The organism is Chryseobacterium sp. CFS15, assembly GCF_031118795.1.
Taxonomy (GTDB): domain Bacteria; phylum Bacteroidota; class Bacteroidia; order Flavobacteriales; family Weeksellaceae; genus Chryseobacterium; species Chryseobacterium indoltheticum.
The window spans coordinates 394,438-419,597 of record NZ_JAVHYL010000004.1; the positions used below are offsets into that span (position 1 = coordinate 394,438).

Annotated in this window: 22 protein-coding genes and 1 riboswitch; of the genes, 3 read left to right on the top strand and 19 right to left on the bottom strand. The window is 34.5% G+C overall.

Features of this window, described 5'->3' with window-relative positions:
• Positions 1-21 precede the first annotated feature (21 nt).
• Entirely contained in the window at positions 22-1,227 is a 1,206-nt protein-coding gene (locus OH814_RS08940; protein WP_308827919.1) for an MFS transporter, read from the top strand.
• Between the two features lie 240 nt (positions 1,228-1,467).
• Here OH814_RS08940 and OH814_RS08945 read toward each other — a convergent pair whose 3' ends face one another.
• The 3 genes from OH814_RS08945 to OH814_RS08955 are packed head-to-tail and all read right to left on the bottom strand — an operon-like array spanning position 1,468 to position 4,286.
• Positions 1,468-2,409 (bottom strand): transporter, encoded by a 942-nt coding sequence (locus tag OH814_RS08945; protein ID WP_308827920.1) that lies wholly within the window; start codon positions 2,407-2,409, stop codon positions 1,468-1,470.
• A 10-nt stretch (positions 2,410-2,419) separates the two neighbouring features.
• Positions 2,420-3,466 carry a cytochrome c peroxidase gene (locus OH814_RS08950; RefSeq protein ID WP_308827921.1) on the bottom strand — a complete coding sequence of 349 codons (1,047 nt, stop codon included), beginning with the start codon at positions 3,464-3,466 and terminating at the stop codon, positions 2,420-2,422.
• Positions 3,459-4,286: an MbnP family protein gene (locus tag OH814_RS08955; protein ID WP_308827922.1), complete on the bottom strand. Its 828-nt coding sequence runs from the start codon at positions 4,284-4,286 to the stop codon at positions 3,459-3,461. The genes OH814_RS08950 and OH814_RS08955 overlap by 8 nt, the downstream gene beginning before the upstream one ends.
• 114 nt (positions 4,287-4,400) lie before the next feature.
• Between OH814_RS08955 and OH814_RS08960 the strand changes: the two genes are divergently transcribed.
• On the top strand, positions 4,401-4,550 hold the full coding sequence (locus OH814_RS08960) for a hypothetical protein (RefSeq protein WP_308827923.1): 150 nt from the start codon (positions 4,401-4,403) through the stop codon (positions 4,548-4,550).
• Positions 4,551-4,559: 9 nt separating this feature from the next.
• Here OH814_RS08960 and OH814_RS08965 read toward each other — a convergent pair whose 3' ends face one another.
• The 9 genes from OH814_RS08965 to OH814_RS09005 all read right to left on the bottom strand — a co-directional run bounded on the left by OH814_RS08965 (position 4,560) and on the right by OH814_RS09005 (position 14,513).
• A complete protein-coding gene (locus tag OH814_RS08965) occupies positions 4,560-4,928 on the bottom strand; it encodes a hypothetical protein (protein WP_308827924.1) in 369 nt (122 codons plus the stop codon).
• Between the two features lie 4 nt (positions 4,929-4,932).
• On the bottom strand, positions 4,933-5,607 hold the full coding sequence (locus OH814_RS08970) for a superoxide dismutase (RefSeq protein ID WP_308827925.1): 675 nt from the start codon (positions 5,605-5,607) through the stop codon (positions 4,933-4,935).
• Between the two features lie 121 nt (positions 5,608-5,728).
• Complete coding sequence (locus OH814_RS08975; protein ID WP_308827926.1) at positions 5,729-6,412, bottom strand: SCO family protein; 684 nt, start codon at positions 6,410-6,412, stop codon at positions 5,729-5,731.
• On the bottom strand, positions 6,399-6,674 hold the full coding sequence (locus OH814_RS08980) for a YHS domain-containing protein (RefSeq protein WP_308827927.1): 276 nt from the start codon (positions 6,672-6,674) through the stop codon (positions 6,399-6,401). Before OH814_RS08980 ends, OH814_RS08975 begins: the two co-directional genes overlap by 14 nt.
• Positions 6,675-6,756: 82 nt before the next feature.
• Positions 6,757-7,119, bottom strand: a complete 363-nt coding sequence (locus tag OH814_RS08985) for a hypothetical protein (RefSeq protein ID WP_308827928.1) — start codon at positions 7,117-7,119, stop codon at positions 6,757-6,759.
• A gap of 323 nt (positions 7,120-7,442) precedes the next feature.
• Positions 7,443-9,389 (bottom strand): heavy metal translocating P-type ATPase, encoded by a 1,947-nt coding sequence (locus tag OH814_RS08990; protein WP_308827929.1) that lies wholly within the window; start codon positions 9,387-9,389, stop codon positions 7,443-7,445.
• A 44-nt stretch (positions 9,390-9,433) separates the two neighbouring features.
• Complete coding sequence (locus OH814_RS08995; protein WP_308827930.1) at positions 9,434-9,853, bottom strand: transcriptional repressor; 420 nt, start codon at positions 9,851-9,853, stop codon at positions 9,434-9,436.
• A gap of 123 nt (positions 9,854-9,976) precedes the next feature.
• On the bottom strand, positions 9,977-11,470 hold the full coding sequence (locus tag OH814_RS09000; RefSeq protein ID WP_308827931.1) for a RagB/SusD family nutrient uptake outer membrane protein: 1,494 nt from the start codon (positions 11,468-11,470) through the stop codon (positions 9,977-9,979).
• Positions 11,471-11,594: 124 nt separating this feature from the next.
• The gene (locus OH814_RS09005; protein ID WP_308827932.1) at positions 11,595-14,513 is read right to left on the bottom strand and encodes a TonB-dependent receptor; all 2,919 of its coding nucleotides are present in this window, start codon (positions 14,511-14,513) and stop codon (positions 11,595-11,597) included.
• Between the two features lie 83 nt (positions 14,514-14,596).
• Positions 14,597-14,693, bottom strand: a riboswitch (SAM riboswitch).
• Positions 14,694-14,933: 240 nt separating this feature from the next.
• Between OH814_RS09005 and aroQ the strand changes: the two genes are divergently transcribed.
• Entirely contained in the window at positions 14,934-15,341 is a 408-nt protein-coding gene (gene aroQ, locus OH814_RS09010) for a type II 3-dehydroquinate dehydratase (RefSeq protein ID WP_308827933.1), read from the top strand.
• A 136-nt stretch (positions 15,342-15,477) separates the two neighbouring features.
• Here aroQ and pckA read toward each other — a convergent pair whose 3' ends face one another.
• The 7 genes from pckA to OH814_RS09045 form a co-directional block, all read right to left on the bottom strand.
• Entirely contained in the window at positions 15,478-17,094 is a 1,617-nt protein-coding gene (gene pckA, locus OH814_RS09015; protein WP_076558025.1) for a phosphoenolpyruvate carboxykinase (ATP), read from the bottom strand.
• Positions 17,095-17,221: 127 nt separating this feature from the next.
• Positions 17,222-18,127 carry a GYDIA family GHMP kinase gene (locus OH814_RS09020; RefSeq protein WP_308827934.1) on the bottom strand — a complete coding sequence of 302 codons (906 nt, stop codon included), beginning with the start codon at positions 18,125-18,127 and terminating at the stop codon, positions 17,222-17,224.
• A gap of 10 nt (positions 18,128-18,137) precedes the next feature.
• Positions 18,138-19,013 carry an ACP S-malonyltransferase gene (fabD, locus tag OH814_RS09025; protein WP_076557371.1) on the bottom strand — a complete coding sequence of 292 codons (876 nt, stop codon included), beginning with the start codon at positions 19,011-19,013 and terminating at the stop codon, positions 18,138-18,140.
• A 46-nt stretch (positions 19,014-19,059) separates the two neighbouring features.
• On the bottom strand, positions 19,060-20,754 hold the full coding sequence (locus tag OH814_RS09030; RefSeq protein WP_374990566.1) for a LysM peptidoglycan-binding domain-containing protein: 1,695 nt from the start codon (positions 20,752-20,754) through the stop codon (positions 19,060-19,062).
• 73 nt (positions 20,755-20,827) lie between these two features.
• A complete protein-coding gene (bshC, locus tag OH814_RS09035; protein ID WP_279196643.1) occupies positions 20,828-22,414 on the bottom strand; it encodes a bacillithiol biosynthesis cysteine-adding enzyme BshC in 1,587 nt (528 codons plus the stop codon).
• A gap of 12 nt (positions 22,415-22,426) precedes the next feature.
• Positions 22,427-24,286: a putative porin gene (locus OH814_RS09040; protein ID WP_308827936.1), complete on the bottom strand. Its 1,860-nt coding sequence runs from the start codon at positions 24,284-24,286 to the stop codon at positions 22,427-22,429.
• A gap of 114 nt (positions 24,287-24,400) precedes the next feature.
• A complete protein-coding gene (locus OH814_RS09045) occupies positions 24,401-25,087 on the bottom strand; it encodes a hypothetical protein (RefSeq protein WP_308827937.1) in 687 nt (228 codons plus the stop codon).
• Between the last annotated feature and the right edge of the window lie 73 nt (positions 25,088-25,160).

The window sequence follows — 25,160 nt, forward strand, 5'->3', positions numbered from 1 at the left end:
ATGATGAATAAAAATAATACTATGGAAAATATAACGACGAAAACAATTGACACTACAAAAATTGTTTATCCAATTCTCTTTATGATCAGTTTTTCTCATTTTTTAAATGATCTGATTCAATCTACCATTCCTTCTTTGTATCCGATTCTGAAAGGAGAATTCAGTTTATCATTTGCTCAAATCGGAATTATCACATTGGTATTTCAACTTACTGCTTCAATTTTACAACCATTTGTTGGAATTTATACCGATAAAAAACCAAATCCAAGATCTTTGGCGATTGGTATGGGATTATCAATGGCAGGATTACTTTTGTTAGCGGCTGCTCATCAATATTATGTTATTCTAATTTCTGTTGCATTAATCGGAATGGGATCTTCTATTTTTCATCCTGAAGCTTCAAGAGTTGCACAATTAGCATCGGGCGGACAAAAAGGGTTGGCACAATCAATCTTTCAGGTCGGTGGAAATTCAGGAAGTGCAATCGGACCTTTATTAGTTGCCTTAATAATTCTTCCTTTAGGACAGGGATATGTAAGTTTGTTTGCTATTGCAGCTTTCATCGGAATCATCGTATTGTGGAAAATCGGAAATTGGTATGCTGAAAGATTATCTCTGAAGAAATCAGCGAAACATCCAAGCGATATCATTGAGATACAATTATCCCGTAAAAAAGTTTTATTTTCTATTAGTATTTTATTGGCTTTGGTGTTTTCAAAATACATTTATCTGGCTTCAATGACCAACTATTTTACCTTCTTTTTGATTGATAAATTCCATGTTTCGGTACAAGATTCTCAACTTTATTTGTTCATATTTTTAGCCGCAGTTGCCTTAGGTACAATTTTAGGGGGAAAATTGGGAGATAAATACGGCAGAAAAAAGATTATCTGGATTTCCATTTTAGGAGCTGCACCGTTTACACTTTGCCTTCCTTATCTTTTATTATTCTGGACGATTATCTTTGCCGTTTTTATAGGATTGATCATTGCTTCAGCATTTTCTGCAATATTAGTTTACGCTACAGATCTTATGCCTAATAAAATCGGATTGGTTGCTGGTTTATTTTTCGGATTTATGTTTGGAATGGGCGGAATAGGTTCTGCGATATTAGGAGCTGTTGCAGACGACACCAGTATAGAATATGTCTTCAAAATCTGTGCATTCTTGCCGTTAATGGGAATTATCACCGCTTTTTTACCCAATATAAAAGGACATAAAAAATAGTCCTCACCAAAACTGATGAGGACTTAATAGAATTTTAGGCTTAAAAACTCACTTTAAAAAGTAGCTTTCTGCCTAAAATTCTATTTTAATTAAGAGTTTGTTTAAATTTCATCAAAAAGCTGCCTTTAGGGTTGGAGAAATAATTTTGATGAAATTTCCAAGACATTTTTCTTTTTCCCCAACCCTAAAGGGAGTAAAAAATGACTTGACAATTCTATTTTGAATAATTTTAAGCTAGCTTTAAATACCAAAATTGATAAAAACACTGAATCGGGATTTTGCTTCAATATCTCCTCCTGCCAAATTGGTATATGCGGGAAGCATTAATTCTGTTCCCAAACTCACCTTTTTGTAAGAAGCTTCAAAACCTAATTTTCCATACAAAGCACTTCCTGCGGTTTTCGGAAGGTCTTCTTTATACTGACGGTTTCGGTCATAAACCTCCCCTTGCAAACCAGCTTTTGCAGACAAAATCATTTTCTCAGTTCCTACAATTTGGTAAAATCCGGTAGCGGAATAATTCCATTGGTTTCCAAACTGATAATGTTTTTTGTTCTCTGTTTTAATCGTATAATCGGTATTGAGAAGTATAGCCAATTTATTTCTTTGAAATCTATAATTCAAAACTGCCTGATAATCCCAACTTCCGGTTCCCAATTGAAAACTCGGGTTCACTCCTGAAATACCTTTTTCATCAAAATTTCCCAGCGGAACTTTCATACCTACTCCACCATTCAACTCATGCTTATTATCTTTCGAATTGATCAGTTTATAAATTCCCATCAGATTAAAATCTCCGATTCCGTTGATATTAATGTCGCCCTGTAAAGTTTTCTTTTCATGAAAATGAAACGGCAGACTTGCATAAACACTTAATTTTTGACTTATAGGTATTTTCGCCCAAAGCTGAATCGTATTGAAATACTGATCCTGTGTCAAGTCATTGACAAATAAATTTTCTTTCGCTTTATAATGCTGAGCAAAATATTTAACACCAATAAACTGTGGATTCAATAAAGATTCAAAACCTGAAGATCCATTTCCCGCAGCACATCCGCAAGCATCACATTCATTGAATAAAATTTCACTCAGATCATTTGGATTATATAAACTGTCATTGATTGTTTTAGCCTGATTTAAAGTAAATAAAACCAGACTTATGATTAAAAATATCTTCTTCATGTTAAAATAATTATTCCGCAAACTTTGGATTAGTAATAAAATTCTTATCAGATAAAGTCTTTAGAAAAGTAATAATAAATTGTTTTTCCTGAGTATTCATCGCGATTCCGATATGATTATTTTGTTTCAGTTGTGAATCTAGATTTGGATTGTCTTCTACACTATCTGAATAAAAATTGAGCACTGCTTCCAATGTATAAAATCTTCCGTCATGCATATAAGGTGCGGTATATTCTACATTTCTTAAACTTGGAACTCTGAATTTCATCCAGTCATTTTGATCAAGCGTCACCCTATGTCGTCCTGCATCTTTGAATTGAGTATTATAATACATTCCGGTATTTCTGAAACTTTCATCGGTAAATAATTCTCCGCTGTGACACGATGCACATTTCTGTTGAAACAAAGCCATTCCTTGAGATTCTTCAGAACTAAAACTCTCTTTTCCTTGTTTAAAACGATCATATTTTGAATCACCTGAAATTAAAGTAGCCATAAACTGAGACAAAGCTTTCAAAACTTTTTCTCCGGTAATATTCTCGTCTCCATAAGCCTGTTTAAACAATTTTTTGTAAACCTCATCTTTGCTAAGTTTTGAAATCGCTTCAGGCATCGAACTATCCATTTCGTTTACATCTGTAATGGGAATAATCGGTTGTTCATTTAAATTGTGAATCACGCCATCCCACATATACCGTTTCAGAAAAACCATATTCTGAATCGCCGGTGCATTTCTGATTCCTATTCTGTCATCAATTCCGTGACTTACCGTATGACCGTGATGGGTAAAAGCATTTTCCTGAATATGACAGAACCCGCACGAAATCGTATTATTACGTGATAATCTACCTTCATAAAATAATTTTCTACCCAACTCTACTCCATTTTTTGTGATAGGATTTTCTGATGGGTCGAAAGTCATTTCCGGAAAATAAGACGGAAACTGAAGACTTATCACTTCATCTTTTTCTAAAGGCTGAATCACCTCATCTGAACAAGAAATAAAATTTAGAATAGATATTAAAAGCAGCCCTGTTTTAAAAATCTTCTTAATCATTGTGAACATGGTCTACTTTAAACATTTTGGTTAAATTATTTGTCACATTCACCAAATGTTGGTTAGAACCCATCGCCATATTATTAGTTGATGAAAGGCTTAGAGCAGTTTCTCCACTTAAATATTGGTTTAAATCAGCGATAATATGAATTGAAGGTTTTATCGTTCCTGAAATTCTTGCAGTTGTCGGAAGATCCAAAGTCACTTCACGGTAAAGATCCGGAGTGTTGTTTGCCGTTACATTTCCCATGTTTCCGGTGTGATTCATAAATTCGGTGTTGGCAGAAGCTGTTCCATATTTCCCTTCTAGTTTTACGAAAATATAACCTGCAGCCCAAGACCAGGTCAAACTTTCCTTTTTAGCTTTTTCCCAGAATTCTGCCTGTCCGTTTTGCCCTAATAAATAAGCATTCTGACTGATTCCCAATCCGAATTTTATTTTTTTATAATTGTTTTTCGGAATTTCATCTAAATCTAGATACACAATTCCGGCAACTGCTTTTTCCTGATTGATAATGAAAGCACCTTTGTCTGGATTATTTTCGTTGTATTTAAATTCATTTCCATTTTCGTCAATCAAACTGATATTGCTGATGACGTATTTTAAAGTTGAAAACTGATGTTTTTGTCCGCCTGAAGAAGTTTGAGTGGTCTGATTGAGTACAATATCCCCGAGATTATTAAACCCGTTTTCGAACTTGAGCTGAAGTTTCCCTTTTGTTTCCGGTGATGAATCGTCTTCATCGCTATTTCTACATGATGTAAAAGTGAAGAAAGTAAAGGCAATAGATAATAATGATAAAAATTTATAAATTTTCATATGAAAGTTTCTTATTTTTTTAATGGTCATATGCAATCGCCTACCTAAATAGTGTTTACTTTCGAACTTTAGCAAAGGCGATTTCATTTGATTTTTAATTATTAGTGATAAAATATGTTGAGATGCCCCATCGCGATAGGGATGGAAGCGGTTATCCTTTTTTGGGATTCTGACGCAAGGAAGAATCTAAAAAAAGATATGAGCGGACAGCCCGACCCGAGTGGCTGCAAAAGCCATGGAAAGGGGATCGCCCAAAACATTTAAAATAATGCACTAAAAAACCGGTGGTCTGAAAATGTGTTTTAAAAACAGAAAAGAATAGCCTGTTTTATAAAGAAAATTTGAATAAGAAAAGACTGGCTTTTCTGTGGTATTGACTGCGATAATTTCAGGAAGAATATAAATATCAAGTAATTTCTGCCCAGAATTTTTTGTTTTGTGTAAAGGTGAAGAATCTGTATCGTTCGTTTTTGCCAACTCTTTGGCAAGATAACATTTTCCGTTACAGTTGAGTGCAACATTTTTTGTGTTGACACAAAGCTCTTCGCTGATGTATTGATAATTTACAGCATACTCCACCAACGGTATCAGAGGTCTGAGTACCGTAAAAAAGGTGAGAAATATGCTGCAAATTAAATTCAAAAGATTATTTTTTGCTTAGAGCTTCATCATATCTTCTGCTGATTTCTTTCCAGTTGGTTACATTCCAAATGGCAGTTAAATAATCAGCTCTTTTGTTCTGATATTTCAGATAATAGGCGTGTTCCCAAACGTCAATTCCGAAAATTGGAGTTCCTTTTTCTTCCACAACATCCATCAAAGGATTATCCTGATTTGGCGTTGAAGAAACGAATAATTTTCCGCTTTTATCCACAGAAAGCCAAGCCCAACCAGACCCGAAACGCTCTGCTCCTGCTTTAGCCATTTTTTCTTTAAAAGCATCCATACTTCCGAAAGCATCGGTAATCGCTTTTGTTAATTTTACAGAAGGCTTTGTATCTTTTTGTGGAGTAAGAACTGTCCAGAATAACTCGTGATTGTAATGTCCGCCCGCATTATTTCTTACCGCCATTGGTAAAGTTCCTGCTTTTGAAAGAATTTCAAATAAAGTCTGCTTCTCCTGCGGAGTTCCTGCAATTGCTTTATTTAAATTGGCAACATAAGCAGCTGCATGTTTTGAATAATGAATTTCCATTGTTTGTGCGTCAATATTACCTTCCAGTGCATTGTATGCATACGGTAATGGAGTCTGCTTGAATTGTGCAAACGCAAATTGCGCCGCAAAAACTGCCGTAAATGCAGCTACTTTAAAAATCTTCATAACGTTTTGTTTATATGGTTGAACATTTAATTTTTTATGAGTTGGAAGCGGGGTGGTTGGAAGATGGATGATTATTCAGTCTGTTATTCAACTTCCAGCATCAAACTTCAAACTTCCTGCCTTATTTCAATAATTTCTTAATATCTTCAATTAAAATTTCTCTGTCAGGATGATATTTCCCATTCAGTTTAGGGATTTTTCCTTCTGCGTCTTCATAATTCAATCCTGAATAATAGAGAATTGGCATATTTTCTTTATTATATCTGCATCTGATATTTCCTTCTTTATCGACTAAGGCAATCATTCCGCTGTGATTGAGGTTTTCACTTTCATCTTCTTTATCTCCGACGTAGATATCAAATTGATCCGCAAGATTTCCAATATAAGTTCGATTTCCTGTCAGAAAATGCCAATTTGCAGATTTTGCACCTATCTTTTGAGCATGTTGCTTTAATAATTCAGGCGTGTCGTTTTCAGGATCAATACTGATTGAGATAATTCCAAAATCGGGATTGTTGATTTCATCTTCAATCGCTCTCATATTGGTATTCATCACCGGACAAATTGTAGGACATTTACTAAAGAAAAATTCAACTAAATATACTTTTCCCAGCATATCTTTGTTGGTGATCTTTTTATTATTCTGATCAGTCAGTTCAAAATCCGGAACTTTCATCACGGTATAAAGGCTGCTTTTAAAATAACTCATCCCGACACCAATTCCTAAAAACAGTAATGCAATAATCGCAATTGGAATAATAATCTTCTTTTTTGCGGAGCTTTCAGTCTTTTTATTTTTGGACATACTTCTCAGGATTTTTCTTAAACTCATCTTTACAGTAGCTACTGCAAAAACCGTACGTTTTTCCTTTATAAACTAACGTGTCTTTCATATCGTCTTCCGTTTTCATTTCACAAATTGGATCGATAGCATTGGCAAATTTCACTTTTTGAGCAGTGGTTTTCGTAGGAATATTTTTCTTTTTATGCTTTACTTTAGCTGTTTCCTGCGCACAGGCGAATAATGAAACAGACAAAAATGCTGTTAAGATAACTTTAGATTTCATAAATAGAATTTAAAATTAAGTTTAATTAATATGAATATAAGCCTTGATAAAAATCAAAACTAAAAGTTCAGGTATAAAAAAATTAAACTAAAGGAGGATGGAATATTCGGGAAAAATATTCTGAAGAATGTAATTGAATATGATTTGAATTGGGCTTTTCTGCTTTTAAATCAGCTGTACTGATATTCGAAAAAGATAGAATGTCATGAGATAGAAAAACATCTAACCCGGCAATCTTAATATTTTGTGCATTATTAGATTCCTTTTCTGTTTTTGCTAATTCTTTTTTTACAAAACACTTTCCTTTACAATCAGATTCTGTAATTTTTCTGTTCTCACAAAGGTTTTTCACAATGTAATCATAATTAATCACATAATTTAACATGGGCAAAACAGGACGAATTGCAATGGTAAAAACGATGAAAAAGGATAAGAAAAACTTCAAGCATCAAATCTTTACCACAAATATAGTGTAGAAAATTGAGTTGACGGATGATTTATGATGAAAGTCAGTTTTTAAGCTTGGAAGCGGGATGTTGGAAGATGGAAATTTTTGATGAGGGTAATTATCTAAATTAAAATTCCCGCAGATTGCACGGATTTGCGCAGATGTTTGAAATATCATGCGAAAATATTTAAGTTTTGGCTAAAGCCATTGAATTTTCAATTTGTAAGGCGGGCTAAAGCCCACCTCTATTGATAATTATTAGAACCTTTTGTAGTTTATTTGTAAAACGTCCAACATCCAGCTTCCGTCTTCCAGCATTATTAAAATTTCATTTTTTGAATTCTCACCGCATTCAAAATGGCGATTAACGCAACTCCAACGTCTGCAAAAACAGCTTCCCACATCGTTGCCAAACCTCCTGCTCCGAGAACCAGAACAATTGCTTTTACTGTAAATGCAAGGATAATATTTTGCCAAACTATCTTTTTAGTTTGCTTCCCAATATTGATTGCCATTGGGATTTTGCTTGGTTTATCATCCTGAATGACAACATCTGCGGTTTCAATTGTAGCATCGCTTCCCAATCCGCCCATTGCGATTCCGACATCGCTTAAAGCTACAACCGGTGCGTCATTTACTCCGTCTCCGACAAAAGCAACGGTTTCATTTTTCGCTTTCAGTTCTTTTACTTTATTTACTTTATCTTCAGGAAGTAAGTCTCCGAAAGCATTTTGAATTCCCAGTTCATTTGCAACAAATTGTACAACAGAAGTTTTATCACCACTCAACATTGTGGTTTTTACATTTAATGCTTTCAATTTATTAATCGTTAATTGCGCATCTTCTTTGATGGAATCTGCAATGGTAAGATACCCTACAAACTTTTTATCATATGCCACCGCAATTAAAGTATAAACTATATTGTCGGTTTTTATATCGTAACTGATGTTGAATTTATCTATTAATTTAAAGTTCCCAACCAGTAATTCTTTTCCGTTAATAGTTGCTTTCAGCCCTTGACCTGCGATCTCTTCTACATTTTCCAGTTGAATAGAATGGTCTATTTCTCCTGCATAATTGTGAATTGCCGTTGCAACAGGATGTGTACTTTGACTTTCGAGCGCATTGACGAGTTTTAAAATTTCATCTTTATTAAATTCGCTCCCGAAGTTTACTTCCTGAACTTTGAACACACCTTCCGTCATGGTTCCGGTTTTATCCATCACTACATTCTGAACATTCGCCAAAACATCTAAAAAATTACTTCCTTTAAATAAAATTCCATTTCTGCTTCCCGCTCCAATTCCACCAAAATAACCCAACGGAATAGAAATCACTAATGCACACGGACAAGAAATCACCAGAAAAACTAAAGCTTTATATAACCACGCTTTAAACTGATAATCATCAACAAAAAAGTAGGGTAAGAAAGTGATTCCAATCGCAAGGAAAACTACAATCGGTGTGTAAATTTTAGCAAATTTTCTGATGAATAATTCTGTCGGAGCTTTTTGCGATGTCGCATTCTGAACCAATTCTAAGATTTTACTCAACTTACTATCTTTATAAGCAGTCGTCACTTTCACCTGACTTACGGTGTTCAGATTAATCATTCCGGCCAAAACTGTTTCGCCTTTTGTTTTTGTATCGGGTTTACTTTCTCCGGTGAGTGCAGCCGTGTTGAAAGAAGCTTTTTCAGAAAGCAATTCTCCGTCTAATCCCAATTTTTCTCCAGATTTTAGCTGAATGATTTCTCCAATATTTACTTTTTCGGCTTTTACGGTTTGTGGCTGTCCATCTTTTAAAATAGTTACCTCATCGGGACGCTGATCGAGAAGAGATTTAATATTGGTTTTAGCTCTATTAACCGCCATTGCCTGAAAAACTTCACCTACCGAATAAAACAGCATTACGGCAACACCTTCAGGATATTCCCCAATCGCAAACGCACCGATGGTAGCAATTCCCATTAAGAAAAATTCTGAGAAAACATCGCCCTTAATAATACTTTCATACGCTTCTTTTAAAACAGGAAGTCCTACAGGAATGTAGGCAACCAAATACCAAACGAGGCGAAGCCAACCATTAAACCAATTGTTTTCAATGAAATTATCAAACGTAATTCCAATCAATAGCAAAGCAAATGACACAACTGCGGGCAAAAAAAGCTGAAGCGTTGATTTATCTTGAACCTCATGAGAATGATCATGATCGTGACCTTCGTGGTTGTGCTCTTTTTTAGATTTTGTACTGCAACATTCTTCCATAACAAATAATTTTTAACAAATGTAGTGCTCATACGAATGCAATACTATTGCAAACTTTCGAGACAGTTTTCGCAAATCCCTTTCGCAAAAAGTCTTATTTCATCAATTCTGAAGTTGGTTTTCATACTTTGCGGGAAAGAAACATCTTCTTTGCAGGTTGTCTGTTTGCAGATTTTACAATAGAAATGGAGATGCCAGTCTTTATGCGTTTTTTCGTCACAGTCGTCATTACAAAGCTTGTATTTTGTTGTTGTATTTTCCTGAATGCTGTGAACTATTCCTTTTTCTTCAAATGTTTTTAAAGTTCGGTAAATCGTTGTGCGATCTGCATTTTCAAAATAATTTTCGATTTCAGACAAAGATAAAGCGGTCTCTTGTGAGCTTAAAAAATCGTACACCAAAATCCTCATGCTTGTAGGTTTGGTATTCTTGTCGATGAGTTTATTTTCGATTTCTTGCTTCATAAAATTAAGCTTTCTTTGGTGAAAGCCTTTCAAAGTTAGCTTTTTTTAGAATGTGTTTTTTATATTTTAAATTAAAAAAAAGAGCCTTTGCATTGCTACAAAGACTCCAAAATAAAATCAAAACTATAAATTTGGATTGTTCTCAATTTCCTTCTGCGGAATTGAAAACAAATAATATCTGCTGTTGGGTGCAAAAGCCGATTGATCTGGAAAAGCAAATATAGAATGTCCTCTTCCATTAACGGTCTTCACGGTACCATCCGGAGTTGTGATCTGTACCTGAATCGGTTGCCCGTTTGTGTTTACAAAAGCTTTTCTTTCTACTTTACCTTGTGTTCTGATGATGTCTGACAGAGAAAAACCTTCTCCGAAAAGCTCTTTTCTTCTTTCAATCAACACTTCTTTGATGACATCATTCTGTGCAAGAGAACCAGTATAAACATTAGCTTTTCTTGCTATTTTTAACTGGTTTAAAACTGTAACAGCATTGGCAACATTTCCGCTTCTTGCTTCAGCTTCCGCCTCAATTAAATACATTTCTGCAGCTCTCATGAAAACGATATCGGCAATTAAATTAGCTTTAAACTTAAATTTAGCATATCTCAAAAGCCCTTCTCTTCCTGGTAATCCGTCCCATGAAAATAATGAAGAACGGATATCATTCGTATCAAACAAATCTTTAAAATAAGGATCCGCCATAAAACTGTAATAATAACTTCCCGAAGATGAAACATCTAAAAAGTGGAATGCATAGCTTTCACCAGACTGTTCCTGAGTTTGAGCATGTCCCCAAATCCATTCTCCGTTGGAGATGTCATTGAAACCTTCTTTATATTTTTCGGTATTCATTAAAGGAAATCCCGTTCTTGCAATTTTGGCAGAAGCGATTGCGTTTGTCCATTCGCCAGTGTTTAAATAAACTCTTGCTAAAAGCCCGTTGACTACAGAACGGTCGATTTTATCTTTATTATTTCTTGTATAATTTTGAAGCAACTGATCAGCGTCTGTCAAATCACTTTTAATTAAAGTATAAATTTCTTCAAGAGTCGCTTTTTTCTTCCCTACAGAATTGGTAGTTGCAGGTTCTGTATAAATTGGAGCCGTTGGTGCATTTTTATCTTTCAAATAACTGAACTGATAGAAACTGGCAAGATTCCAATAACAGAAAGCGCGTAAAGCCTTTGCCTGGCCTTTCACCTGATTTTTCTTTTCCGGCGTACCTTCTGCTGCATCAATTCTAGCAATCACATTATTCATATTATTGATAACAGAATACAAAGAAGTCCAGATATAAAGTGATCTACCTCCCGTATTATTCACCAAATCAGTGAAAGCATAAGCCGATGGAAAACCATATTTGTTAGTTAAAACAGCAACATCACTTCCCATTGCATCGCTCGTTCTTAAAACCGTTGAATATCCGATGTTGGCATAAGTTGTTCCGTCATCATTAAATTTTGCCCAGGTTCCGTTGATCACTGTTTCGGCACTTTCGGCAGTCTTAAAAATTTCTGCTTCATCTGCTTGGTTCGTTGGAGCTGTTTCCAAGTCATTTTCACAACTGATCAGGGAAATGGCAGCAATTAAAGCAAAAGATATATGTTTTAATTTTTTCATATGTAGAATTTATTGTTTTTTAAGGTCATCCCGAATGGTCGGGACAGGTTATGGAATCGTGCCATCTTCATCAGTGTTTGTGTTCCCAAATCATGGCGATTTCATTGTTTAAATTTCAAATATTTTAAAGAGTAGCCTGCACACCAAAAGTTACCGTTCTCATTGCAGGATATCTGTAGTAAGTTGTTCCATCTAAGGTCTGCTCAGGATCCATTCCTTTATGTTTGTAGAATGTGAAAAGATTTTCTGCCTGAACGTAAACTCTGAGTTTTTTCAATCCTATTCTTTCAAAATAATCTGAAGGAAGCGTGTATCCCAAGCTTACATTTTTAATTCTTGCGTATGTTCCAGAATACAAAAATCTTGACGAAGCTGAAGTCCAGTTATTGGTTGTTGTACTTAAAGCGGGAACATCTGTATTGGTATTTTCAGGAGTCCATCGGTTTAACATTTCAGAGCTCCATGCTCTTCCTGCTGCACTTCCGTTATGCATCAACATCGTGTAATCGTTATCCAGAATTTTCCCACCCAAACTGAAAGTCAATAATCCTGAAAAATCAAAATCTTTATATCTGATGCTAGTTGTAAGACCACCCATTACTTTAGGCAACGAAGATCCCTGCAAAGTTTTTGTAGCTTTTGCATACTCAGAAGTTGTTCCTTCTACTGTATTTCCGTTTGCATCAGTTGTAATTGTTTTCCAAAGCGGATTTCCGTTGCTCGGGTCAACTCCCATCCATTCAGGAATGAAGAAATCATAAATAGAACCTCCAACCTGTAATAGTTTTGTCCCGCTCACGATAGAACCTTTCGGAAGTTTGGTGATTTTATTGTTTAAAGTACTTAGATTCATATCAACATTCCATTCGAAATCATCAGTTTTAACAGGCGTTGTAAATAGAGAAAATTCAAAACCTGTATTTTTTAATTCACCGATATTCGCCTGATAACCGCTAAAACCAACGGAAGGAGCCAAAGGCATATCAAACAAAAGATCTTTACTCTGACGTTGGAAATATTCTACATTTCCTTTAATTCTGTTTTTCAAAATGGCAAATTCTAATCCTACATTCAGGTTAAGATTCGTTTCCCATTTCAGATCCGGAGTAGGAAGTCTGCTTGCAACCGTACCGCCTTCACCAAGATTGTTATAAAATGTGTACAAACTTTGATATGCGTAATATGTACTCAATTTATCATTTCCCTGGCCACCATAACTTGCACGAAGCGTCAACTGATCGAAAATATTTAAATCTTTAATGAAATTTTCACTCGAAGCTTTCCATGAGCCACCCACTGACCAGAAAGTTCCCCATCTGTTTTCAGGTGAAAATCTCGAAGAACCATCTGCTCTTACCGATCCGGAAACGAAATATTTATTTTTAAAATCATATTCCACTTTTCCTAAATAACTTAAAAGTCCTAATTTGTCACTGTTTCCACTAAATCCGCCTAACAAAGCTGCCGCATCTGGTTCGTAATAATATGGAAGTGAAAATTGGCTTCTGCTTCCTGAGATGGTTTGAAATTCGTAATGATAAAATTCCTGTCCGGCTAAAATATTAAAGTGATGCTGGTTGATTTTTTTATCAAAAGTCAAAATATTACTTGTCGTATAAGAAAGTGTTCTGGAATTTGTTTTTGTTACCGAACCGCCAATTTCACTTCCCTCTCCCAATAAAGGATTTGTATAAAAATGACCATTATAATTAACCAAATCAACAGAGAAACTTGATTTAAACTTTAATTCCGGTAAGAAAGTAAAATCTAAAAATCCTTTTCCTGAAAAGTTATCTTCACGGTTTTCATTTTTATCTAAAGGCAACGTTGCTGCAGCATTTTGATTCTGTAAAGCACTTGTAGGACGGTATTTTCCAAAGTCGTAAATATAATTTCCGTTCGCATCTAACCTGTGACTTCCGTCTGCATTTCTTTCATAATAAGGATAAAAAGAAGGAATTACTCTTGCCGCATTAATGATATTATCCGTTCTGGAATCTGATGAAGGCGGTGCTTCCTGAAGACTGTTGGTATAACTTAAATTAGCCCCAACATTTAACCATTTTTTGACTTCAGAATTGATTTTAAGTCTTGTACTGTATTTCGTAAAGCCTGATCCAATTGCGATTCCTTTATCATCAAGATATCCTAATGAAAAATAATAATTGCTTTTTTCACTCCCTCCACTGAAATCTAAATCTACCTGACTTCTTGCTGCCACCCTCTGAAGAATATCTCTCCAATCATCGTTCCATAAAGCAGTAGCTCCAGGTAAAAGCTTACCGTCAGTTCCTACAGGTTTTGCATAATTTGATCCGTATGGATTTATTCCTAAACCATTGCTTCCAGAAACCAAAGCATCACTCGCCATTTGTGCCGCCTGTTGAGAAGTAACCTGACTTGATTTATAGCCATTTCTCAAAGCTTCCCAATACAATTGAAAATACTGGTCTGTATTTACCTGCTCGTAATCTTTAACCGCTCTGGTAGAAAAACCCTGACTGATATTGAAATTTACTTTTGCTTCCCCCTTTTTTCCGGATTTTGTCGTAATAATTATTACTCCGTTGGCTGCTCTTGAACCATAGAGTGAACTTGCCGTCGCATCTTTCAAAACACTGATCGATTCAATATCATTGGGACTTATCGAGTTGATATTCCCGTCAAAAGGAATTCCGTCTACCACAAACAAAGGATTACTTGAAGCACTCACCGAGCCAATTCCACGAATACGAATAGATGCCGTTGCACCTGGTTGTCCAGAAGCACTTACCGCCTGAAGACCTGGAACCTGTCCTTCCAAAGCTTTGGTAATATTGGTAACGGGTCTGTTGTTTATTTTTTCACTAGAAATTGTTGCCACAGAACCTGTGTAACTTGTTTTTTTCGCTTTTCCGTAAGCGACAACTACTACTTCATCTATATCTTGTTCGCGAAGTGTATCTTTTTTTGCTTCCTGACCATTGATGTTGATTATTCCTAAGAAAAATACTGCAACAGGTGGAATCCAAGCTTTAGAATTAATTAAATTTTTGTTAATCATAACTCATTTCATTTATCAAATTTTAAAAATTAACCCTTTGCAGAAAAGACAGCAAAGGGCATCGATAAATACGACTAACCAATTGCTTATTTTTCCTTTAAAGGCTGAATGTAACACCTTGCAAAGAGCAGGTTGTTAAGACTTCACAAGGTCAGTTCCCTCCATCTTTCTTTATAAGCCGATCGAAATATGTTTGCAAATCTAAAAACAATTAGTCTACAAAACAAGTAGACTTTATGATTTGGGATTAATTATTAGCAAAAATTAACTTAATTAATTTTTAAAAAACACTAAAATAGAGAGTTATACAAATTATCAAATTCATAAATATGATAAATATCATTAAAAATAATGTAATTCGGAAAATTATTTAAAATAGAAATATTCAGACTTATTGAAAAAACTTTCTAAATTTATACTATGAAAGTTTTAATTATAAATGGCCCTAATCTGAATCTTTTAGGCACGAGAGAACCCGAAATTTACGGGAGTGTTTCAATGGAAGATTATTTAGAAAAACTAAAGTCTGAATTTACTTCTCATGAATTGAATTATTATCAGTCGAATATTGAAGGCGAATTGATTAACAGACTTCAGGAAGATGATTTTGACGCCGTTGTAATTAATCCCGGAGCATTCACGCATTATTCTTATGCAATTGCAGACTGTTTAAAGAATATTCAAAAACCGAAAGTAGAAGTTCACATCAGCAATATTTACAAAAGAGAAGAATTTAGGCAGAAATCTGTAACGGCAGCTTGCACAGATGCGGTTTTGTCCGGTTTTGGAATGGAGGGATATAGATTGGCAATATTAAGCTTGAAGTAACTCCGAAGATTTTTACAGATGATTGTGTAAAATAGTTCTGTTACTTTTGCTCTCGCAGATAAAACGGATTACGCAGATTTTTAATAGAATATTAAAATAAAAAAGCCTCATCAATTGATGAGGCTCTTCACTATTTCTAAATGGTCTGTTCCTGCAATTGAGGACCAGAGGCAATCAGCTTTTTGGCTTCGTCATTACCGCAGTACTGCTCGAAGTTTTTGATATATTTTGCAGCAAGATCTTTTGCTTTTTCTTCCCATTCTGCAACATCGCTGTATGTATCTCTAGGATCCAAAATTCCTTCAGAAACATTCGGCAATGAAGTCGGAATTTCTAAATTCATTACAGGGATTGTTGTTTTTTCAGCTTTTTCAATTGATCCATCAATGATAGAGTCAATGATTGCTCTTGTATCTTTTAATGAAATTCTTTTTCCGGTACCGTTCCATCCCGTGTTTACCAAATAAGCTTTTGCACCGTGTTCTTTCATTTTACCGATCAATGTTTTAGAATACATTGTAGGGTGTAACGTTAAGAAGGCTTCCCCAAATGCAGGCGAAAAAGATGGTTCCGGTTCTGTAATTCCTCTTTCAGTACCAGCTAATTTTGAAGTATATCCACAAAGGAAGTGATATTGAGCCTGATTTTCATCTAAAATGGAAACCGGAGGCAATACTCCAAAAGCATCAGCAGAAAGATAAACGATCTTACTTGCGTGACCTGCTTTAGACGGTAAAACAATTTTGTTGATATGGTAGATTGGGTAAGAAACTCTTGTGTTTTCAGTGATAGATCCGTCTGTATAATCAGCAACACCGTCGTGTACTACAACGTTTTCAAGAAGTGCATCTCTTTTTATAGCTCTGAAAATATCCGGTTCTTTTTCTGCTGACAAATCGATTACTTTGGCATAACAGCCACCTTCGTAATTGAAAACTCCGTTGTTATCCCAACCGTGCTCATCATCACCAATTAAATATCTTTTAGGATCTGCAGATAAAGTCGTTTTTCCTGTTCCTGAAAGTCCGAAGAATAACGCTACATCTCCTTCTTCTCCTACATTTGCAGAACAGTGCATTGATGCCATTCCTTTTAGTGGAAGGTAATAATTCATCATTGCAAACATTCCCTTTTTCATTTCACCACCATACCAGGTTCCTCCAATAATCTGAAGTTTTTCAGTAAGGTTAAACATTACAAAGTTTTCAGAATTCAGTTCCTGAGCTTCCCAGTTAGGATTTGTAGTTTTTGATCCGTTGATTACTGTGAAATCAGGCTCTCCAAAGTTTTCTAACTCAAAATGAGAAGGACGGATGAACATATTCGTAACGAAATGCGCCTGCCAAGCAACTTCAACGATAAATCTTACTTTTAATCTTGTGTCAGCATTTGTTCCACAAAAAGTATCTACTACGTAAATCTTTTTTGCGTCAGAAAGCTGAGTCAATACCAAATCTTTACATGATTCGAAAATTTCAGGTGTTGTAGGTAAATTTACTTTACCATCCCAGAAAATAGTATCTTTCGTAACATCATCCTGAACAATATACCTGTCTTTAGGCGAACGGCCAGTGAAAACTCCTGTTTTTACAGAAACTGCGCCAGATTCTGTAAGTTCAGCTTTTTCAAAACCCTGATTTTCAGTTGAAACTTCCGCTTGATATAACTCTTCGTATGAAGGATTATAAATTAATTCGTAATCTCCTTTAATCCCTAATTTTTGTAAATCCTGGACGATTTTAGCGTTTTTCATTTTACTTATATTTTCTTTTTCTTTTTGTCTGTTTAACATCATGAATATTAACAAATTGTTAAACGTGGATAAATATAAACATATAAGCGAAAATGACAAATAAAAAATGGAATATATAAAAACCTGATTAACAATCAATTAAGTCATTCCACTCAAAAACAGTAGTAAAACCTTTTCCCCAAAAATAGTCCTTAAACCCTGCAAATTTTGAGCTCATTACAAAATCTCCACCCCAAGCTCCTAAACTTTTGACAAAACTCGGACAATCTGAGAAAAACCTCGACTTAACTGTCGGAATTTCAATAAAATCTGAAATTTTTTGCTCATGTATCATCATTAGTTCAGAAAAATTTTCCAATTCATTACATAACAAAATATTTCTTGTGAGATTAGAAAATTCATCTACTATAATTTGAGACTTTACTTTTGACCTGTAAAGTTGAATTGCTTCACGGCTGTCTTGCTTCTGATTGAGGTGAATAAAAATCAGTTCATTTTTAAAATTCGGATTAAACTTTATCTTCTCAAAATGTATTTCAGGCTTGTTCTGAAACAACACCGCAGATTTTGCATTGGCAACTGCAATGTCGTATCCGCTTCCACCCAGACTGATTGAATTTAAATGGAAAGGATCAATATCTGACCATTCTGCAAGATTGTTCATTAAGGTAGAACTGCTTCCCAAGCCATAATCTGAAGGAAACTGGAGATTTGTTTTTAAATGGTAAGTATCGGTGCTTTTAAACTTAGTTCCAGAAAGACTCTGAACATTTTTAAGAGTTTTAAGAATAAACTCTGCGCTTTGATCGATATTGGTTTCTAAAACCTGCCATGTTTTATAATCAATGACAGCCTTTAGCCATAATTTGTTCTGATGATAGGCTTCCCAGAAAATAATAGATTTTCCGTCTTGCTTTTCTTCAAAAAAAAACTCTTGTCCTAGCTTTGTGGGTACCGCTAAGACAAGAGCTCCGTCTACAGCGAAATATTCTGAAGTAAGCATAAGCTTTCCCGGTGAATAGATTTCGCCCATTTTTATGTTTTTAGATGGCAGAAGTAGATGCTACTGCGCTATCAATTTTCTTGATTAATCCCTGAAGTGTTTTTCCAGGACCTACTTCTACAAAATTTGTAGCTCCGTCTTTAATCATATTCTGAACAGACTGCGTCCATTTTACAGGTCCTGTTAGTTGAGAAATAAGATTAGCTTTAATCTGATCCGGATCTGTAACGGCAGTTGTTGTAATATTTTGATAAACAGGAATAGTCGCCTTTCTGAATTTGGTATTCTCAATTGCAGCAGCCAATCTTTCTTGTGCAGGTTGCATTAATGGTGAATGGAAAGCTCCGTTTACAGGAAGCAATAGCGCTCTTTTTGCACCAGCTTCTTTTAATTTGACACAAGCTTCTTCTACAGCAACAGTTTCACCAGAAATTACCAATTGCCCGGGACAGTTGTAATTTGCAGGAACAACAACTCCGCTGATTGATGCGCAGATTTCTTCTACTTTAGCATCATCCAACCCTAAAATTGCAGCCATAGAACTTGGGTTTGCATCGCAAGCAGCCTGCATTGCCTTTGCTCTTTCAGATACCAGTTTCAAACCGTCATCAAAAGATAAAACGCCGTTGGCAACCAATGCTGAAAATTCTCCTAAAGAGTGCCCTGCAACCATTTCGGCACCAAGGCCATTCACTGCTTTTAAAGCAGCAACTGAATGTATGAATATTGAAGGTTGGGTAACCTCCGTTTTCTTAAGATCTTCATCTGTCCCGTTAAACATCAGGGAAAGAATATCAAAACCTAAAATTTCGTTAGCAGATTCCATCAGATCTTTAATGTCTTTACGGGAATCGTATAATTCTTTTCCCATACCTACAAACTGTGATCCCTGACCAGGAAATACAAGTGCTTTCATTTATTTATTTAAAATATATAGTTTAATAGTAAAGTCCTCAAAGAATTTAAGGAACCAATCTGATCACCCTGAAGCCTGTATTTACATAAGCTCCGTTTGATTTAGATTTTACAAATTCAAATTTAGTAGCCAACTGAGTCTGTACTTTATTGATTTGTTTAAAGATTTCTCCTTTTTTGTTTTCTCTTGTCAACATATCATTTACCACATCAAAACCAATCACAGCATATTTGCCAGGAGTTTTGCAGTATTTTGATTTGTAAGCAGCCAAGATTTCTTTTTCAAAATTTCCGTCAGCATTAATTTTTCTATCCATCAGATAAACCAAATTTGCCTGGCTCAATTCGTCAACTTTTTTGTCGAAACTAGGAACAGCATACATACTGAACGCTTTTATACCCTGAACTTCTTTAGATAAAGCAATCACTTTATTTGAAAAAGCTTCACCTACTGTATCATTATCACTCGCCAAAATTGCAATAACCGGAGCAGATTGCCCTGTCATCATATTTTGATCTAACTGAATTTCTGAGGCTGCATTTACAACAGTGATCTGAGCATTTTTAAGATTTTTCTCAAGACTTGACTTCAGATAATTAGCATTCTCTTTTTTAGTATCTGCTACAATATAAATTTTCTGATTAGAATATACAGATTTCACTTCCTCAGAAATTTTATCTGCATACGTTTGATCGTTGGTTTCAACAATAATCAGGTTGCTGTAATTATATAATTCCGGTGAGTTTGCAAATGGCGCCACTACAGGAATTTTTTGAGTCTTCGTAAAATCTAAAAGATCAATTACGTTTGACTTGAAGAAAGGCCCGATAATCAAATCGGTATTATTTGGATTGATTTGAGATAAAGAGCTTTTGAATGAAGCCTCGTTACCCGAATCAACAATTTTTATATCTAATTTTTGTCCGCTTGAAGCATTTCTTTGGATCGCCAATTTTGCACCGGTAAGAAAATCGGTTGCCATTGCTCGATATTGCGTTTCGCCAGTATTGTAACCGAAAGGAAGCATCAAAACAACACTTAATGCATCACCATTCTTTTTGATATAAGCCGCATCAAGCTTTCTGATTTTTAAAATCATTCCGGCTTTTAAACCTTTTGACAATTCAGGATTTAATGCAACTAACTCATCGATTGAAATCCCAAACTTGTTTACAATAGAAAAAACGGTATCTCCTTGTTCAACGGTATACGTGGCGTATTCATCCTGATTAGAGTGAGAATTTCCGGCTGAAGATCTTTCGTTTCCGGAATCCATTTTAGTTTTGCTATTATTTACCGGAGCAGTTTCAGTAATAGTCTCCATAGGTTTTGTCACTGGAGTAGCTACTGCCTGATTTCCACCATATTTTTTGATACTATCAAGAGGCAAAGTGATTTCGTCTCCGATTTTCATGTGAGAATCAAGCTCTGGATTGAGTTTTCTCAACTCTGTTTCAGAAATTCTGTACTGTTTTGTAATTCCGTAAACAGTCTGTTTAGGCTGAAGAATTATTTTTCCTGTCTGCGAAGAAGTGCTTGCAGCAGGCGTTTTTGTAGCAACCGCATTTGCAGTTCCCGTTTTTACGGTAATCACATCTCCAATCGCCAGTTTTCCGTCTTTAACCTTAGGATTCCACTTCAACAGCTCGTCTACAGTAATTCCGTATTTTTTGGAAATATTGTAGGGAGTATCCCCTTTTATAACCGTGTGTGTTTTCTGAGCAGTTAAACCAAGAAACATACATAAACCAGATAGTACAAAAAACCTCTTAATCATTTTCGATATTATAATTTACAAAAATACTTCTTTAAAATTAAATGGCAACAATTATTAATTTTGAATCTTCTACCACCATTTCTTCCAGACAAAATTCTATCCAGGAATATCCGAAATCCGCAAAAAGAACAGAAAAATTATATATTCTTTCCTGCCACGTTTTCGAAGGATGAACATCTAAAAACAGATTTTCTAAACGTTCCAACAGTTCATTTTGTTTTATCTTTTCAGCACGAAGAAGTCTTTTTCTCATCCTTCCGAATGATTTCAGCTGCCTTGTTTCTTCAGCATCTACCAAATTACCAAAAGATTTTTCTGTTGATTCTGCTGCGTTTTTCAATTCTGAAAACTGTTTCGTCAGAAGATTTTCTTTTTCATTAAGCAAATTAAGAATTTCATTATTATCTAAAATCTTATCATTGGTAATTTTTGTGAAATTTTGGAAAAAATCATCTATTTTCAAATCCAGTTTTTCAATTTTACCTAATGTCTTTTCTTTTAAAAACAACATTGAGTTTCTCGGAATTAAAAGAGGGAAAGGCAAATTGAGTTCAATAAAATAATCTTTCAGTTCCAACCAATACATGATTTCTGCATTCCCGCCGATGTAAGCGAGATTTGGTAAAATTGTTTCCTGATAAACAGGACGCATCAATGCATTTGGACTAAATTTTTCTGGGAAACTATCAAGTTCATTTAGAATTTCTTCTTTCGTGAACTGAATATTTTTATCTACAACAATATAGTTTTTGCCGTCAAAATCTATTCTGTCGCGAGTTTCAGAAAGATAAAATAAATTAATTTCACGCGGATTTACCTGAACTTTCCCGTATTTATCCGTCAGAAAATCGACTTTATCTTTTGAGTTTTTATGTAAGCTAAAATTCTCGAGCTCATTTTTAAAAACATCTTTAATTTGATTCTTCAACGCTTTTGAATCACCATCTACAATCAACAAACCTAAATCTGAAAACAATCTGTTGACTAAAGTCTGAATCGCCTTCGTTAAAGTATTTCCGTTTTTATAAGCTTCCTTAAGCATTAAAATCAACTCAGTTCCGAAAACAGAATCTTTAAATTCTTTCTCAAACTCAGAAATGAAAAAAGTATCATTTACAGAAATCTTTCCAACTGCACCGCCCGACTTTTCGTTGATTTCGTAATAATTATTCTCTGTTTTAAAATGATTGATTTCTGCAAAATCGTGATCTTCAGAAGCCATCCAATACACCGGAACAAAATTAAAATCAGGGAAATTTTGCTTTAAATAGGTACAGGTTTTTATCGTCTGAAGAATTTTGTATATAAAAAAAACAGGCCCGGAAAACAGATTAAGCTGATGCCCGGTTGTAATCGTAAATGTATTTTTATTTTTAAAATTTTCTAAGTTTTCTATCTGTTTAGAAGACAACTTAAAATCTGAAAGTTGAGATTTTATCGTTTCAAATAGAATTTCTCTTTTTTCTAATGTGAAAGAGTTTTGTTTTAAATGAATTTGCTGAGCAAAATTTTCAAGAGAAAAAGTATGTGCTTCAAATCCTTGTATATCATGATTCAGGAAATCTTTTATAAGTTTTGGAATACTTTCAATTTCGCTGAATGCTATTTTATTTATTGTTTTCAACCTGATTTAATTTTAGTTGAACAGATACCATAAAATTCCGATATTCAGTCTAAAATCATAGACCGGATAATGTGGAAATGCATATGATTTGTTTGGTGAAACGACTGTTCCTATTTGCTGACCTTCGATAAAGAAAAACATTCTTTTTACCTTCATATTGACGTACAAGTCGGCAATTGGCTGTCCTCCGATTGAGAAAGAATCTGCGCTCGGCAAAATATATTCGTTAAGAATCGGGAAATATTCTCGTGTAGCAAATTTTGAGAAGTAATATACTTTCAGACCAGCCTGAATTTCTGCTGCATTTTTGAATGCTTTAGACTGAAAGAAAAAGTTGGCTCTTCCGATAAAAGATGGCATTGGCAACAATTCTTTATTGGTTAAAGCATTTTGAAACTGTACTCTTGTATTTAAATGAAACTTGCCATAACTGAATGTAGCATCACCACCAATTTGAGAAATATTTACAGAATTTGCGCTTTGTCTTGGCATCGCAGCTGCATCAAAATACGTATAATTATCTATTCTGAAATAGTTGGCAAAAAGTTGAGTCTGAAACCATTTTAAATTGACATTACCTCCAATCTCTGTTACCGACTGATTTTTTGCATCACTAAGGAAATAATTAAAATTGTTGTACACCGAAGCGTTCGCAAGATAATTAAATGACGGATATGAACTTTGGAAATTTACTTTTGCATTAACAAAGTAATCTTTAATCGGCTCAAACTTGATATTGTTTGTCGTCTTTAAATAATTTCCAAACTGATTCCCTTTCGAAATTTCCAAAAATGAATTGACCTGGAATTTGTCGAAAAGTTTGATCTGTAGATTTCCGACAGCGCCCAATCTGTTTTCTTTCATTTCAGAAGGAATTTCAAGCGTTGGCAATGTAATTTGATCTACTCCGAATTTCAGCATTTGATACCTTAATCCCGCATCTAATTTGAAACGCTCATTATCAAAAACCAAACTGAAAGTGTTGCTAAAATTATTTGAGTATTTTTTAGTTGCAAGAGGAAAACCATTTACAATTTCTGATTCAGAAGTGTACCAATATGGCTCTAAACTACTTTGGTTATAGTAATATTTATTTCCCTGATTAAAAATAGTATGTCGAATTCTAAAAGGAAATTTTTCAGCATTAAAAGGAGTAAACTGATGACTCAGATAATATCTTCGGTAAGAGTACTGCGAACTGGATGAGGCCAAATTCACCAAAGCTCTATCACGATTTCTAAACTCGCTATCTCCAGACTGAAACAGATCATCATTGACAATCCCACCATTCTCCTGGTTGTTTACATTCTGATGAAGGTAATGAGCAAATAATTCATAATCCCCGCTTTTGGAAGTATAATGTCCTGAAAACAAAGTATTATTATTTGCTGCCAATGAATTTCTATAAAATCCTTGAGAACGAAGACCCATATAATCTAAAGCAAAATTGAATCGTTTCCCTATATTTTGGGTATACGTTGACTGCAAAGCCGCACCGTTCTTCATCGCGGTATGATAAATAAAGGTTGCCGTAGGGGTTTTTACATCATAATATTTAATGTCATTAATTCCTAAAATTCCGTACGACTTATTTGTTGGTAAAAGAGAAAGGTTTTGCTCAGCATTCACTTCATAAGATAAAGGATTGAATCCTGATCCTATATTGGCAAACTGTACTCTTCCAAAGTTATCTCTGTTATTATACTGAGAAAAAATATACGTTTTATTAAAAGTCATCGCTGTATCAAAGATTTTCTTTTCAGAAAACTGAGTCTGATACTGATAATCATTAATCGTCGGCTTAAAAATTTTAAGAGAATCTTTTGTCCCCGAATCTATAACTAAGGTATCTTTTAGTTTTTTATCAAGCATGTTAGAGTCTGTTTTATTGACAATAACTTGAGCTTTGTAAAAAGAGCCGAAGAACAGTATTATAAAAAGAAGATATTTCATTGTAATGATTAATCTGCAAAAATATAAAATATGTTATAATGTATTCATATAACTTATCAGTTTAATCAAATCGCTTTCTTTTTTAAGATTAATTTTATTTGTCTTTAAGTAAAGGTCTACTTCATTTGATTCCGAACCAAATGCTTCCAACAGATTTTTCTTGCTATTATCAATTTTTTTAAAATCACCATTATAACTTAATAGATATAAATCTTTTTCCTTTGAATAATAATCATTCCTGTCTTTATTGATTCCATTGATACTTTTTTCCCCTTTCAAAAGTTCAAATTTCTCTCTTTTATATAGCGAATATTTTTGAGGATTTGATACAAGTAATACGAGATATCCGTATCGATCACCAAATCCAAAATTATAATTGATACAAATATATTTTTTGTTTAGATCCTCAAAATTTACTATCATACCAGATTCTTTATCAGCAACATATACTTCGTTATCCCTAGTAAATTCCATTTCATCGGAATAGGCATTGTATCGAAGCTCTTGCAAATTCTTCGAGTAACCAGGAATATTAGCTTTCAAAAAACTAGTGCCATTATAATAAGGATCGCCATCCCTTACTTCGGAAGTTTTTATAAGCTTGGTCTGCGAAAGAAAAACTCGATTTCCTACAGTATTGACATTTCCCCCAGTGCTAGTATTTTGAGCTAACACTCCAGCAGAAAGTAATGGTAAAAATGTGATTAAGACTTTATACATGATTATTAATTTTTATGATGAGTAAAAATAGAAAAAAGCCTGTAAAATACAGGCTTTTTTCTATAATAAATTA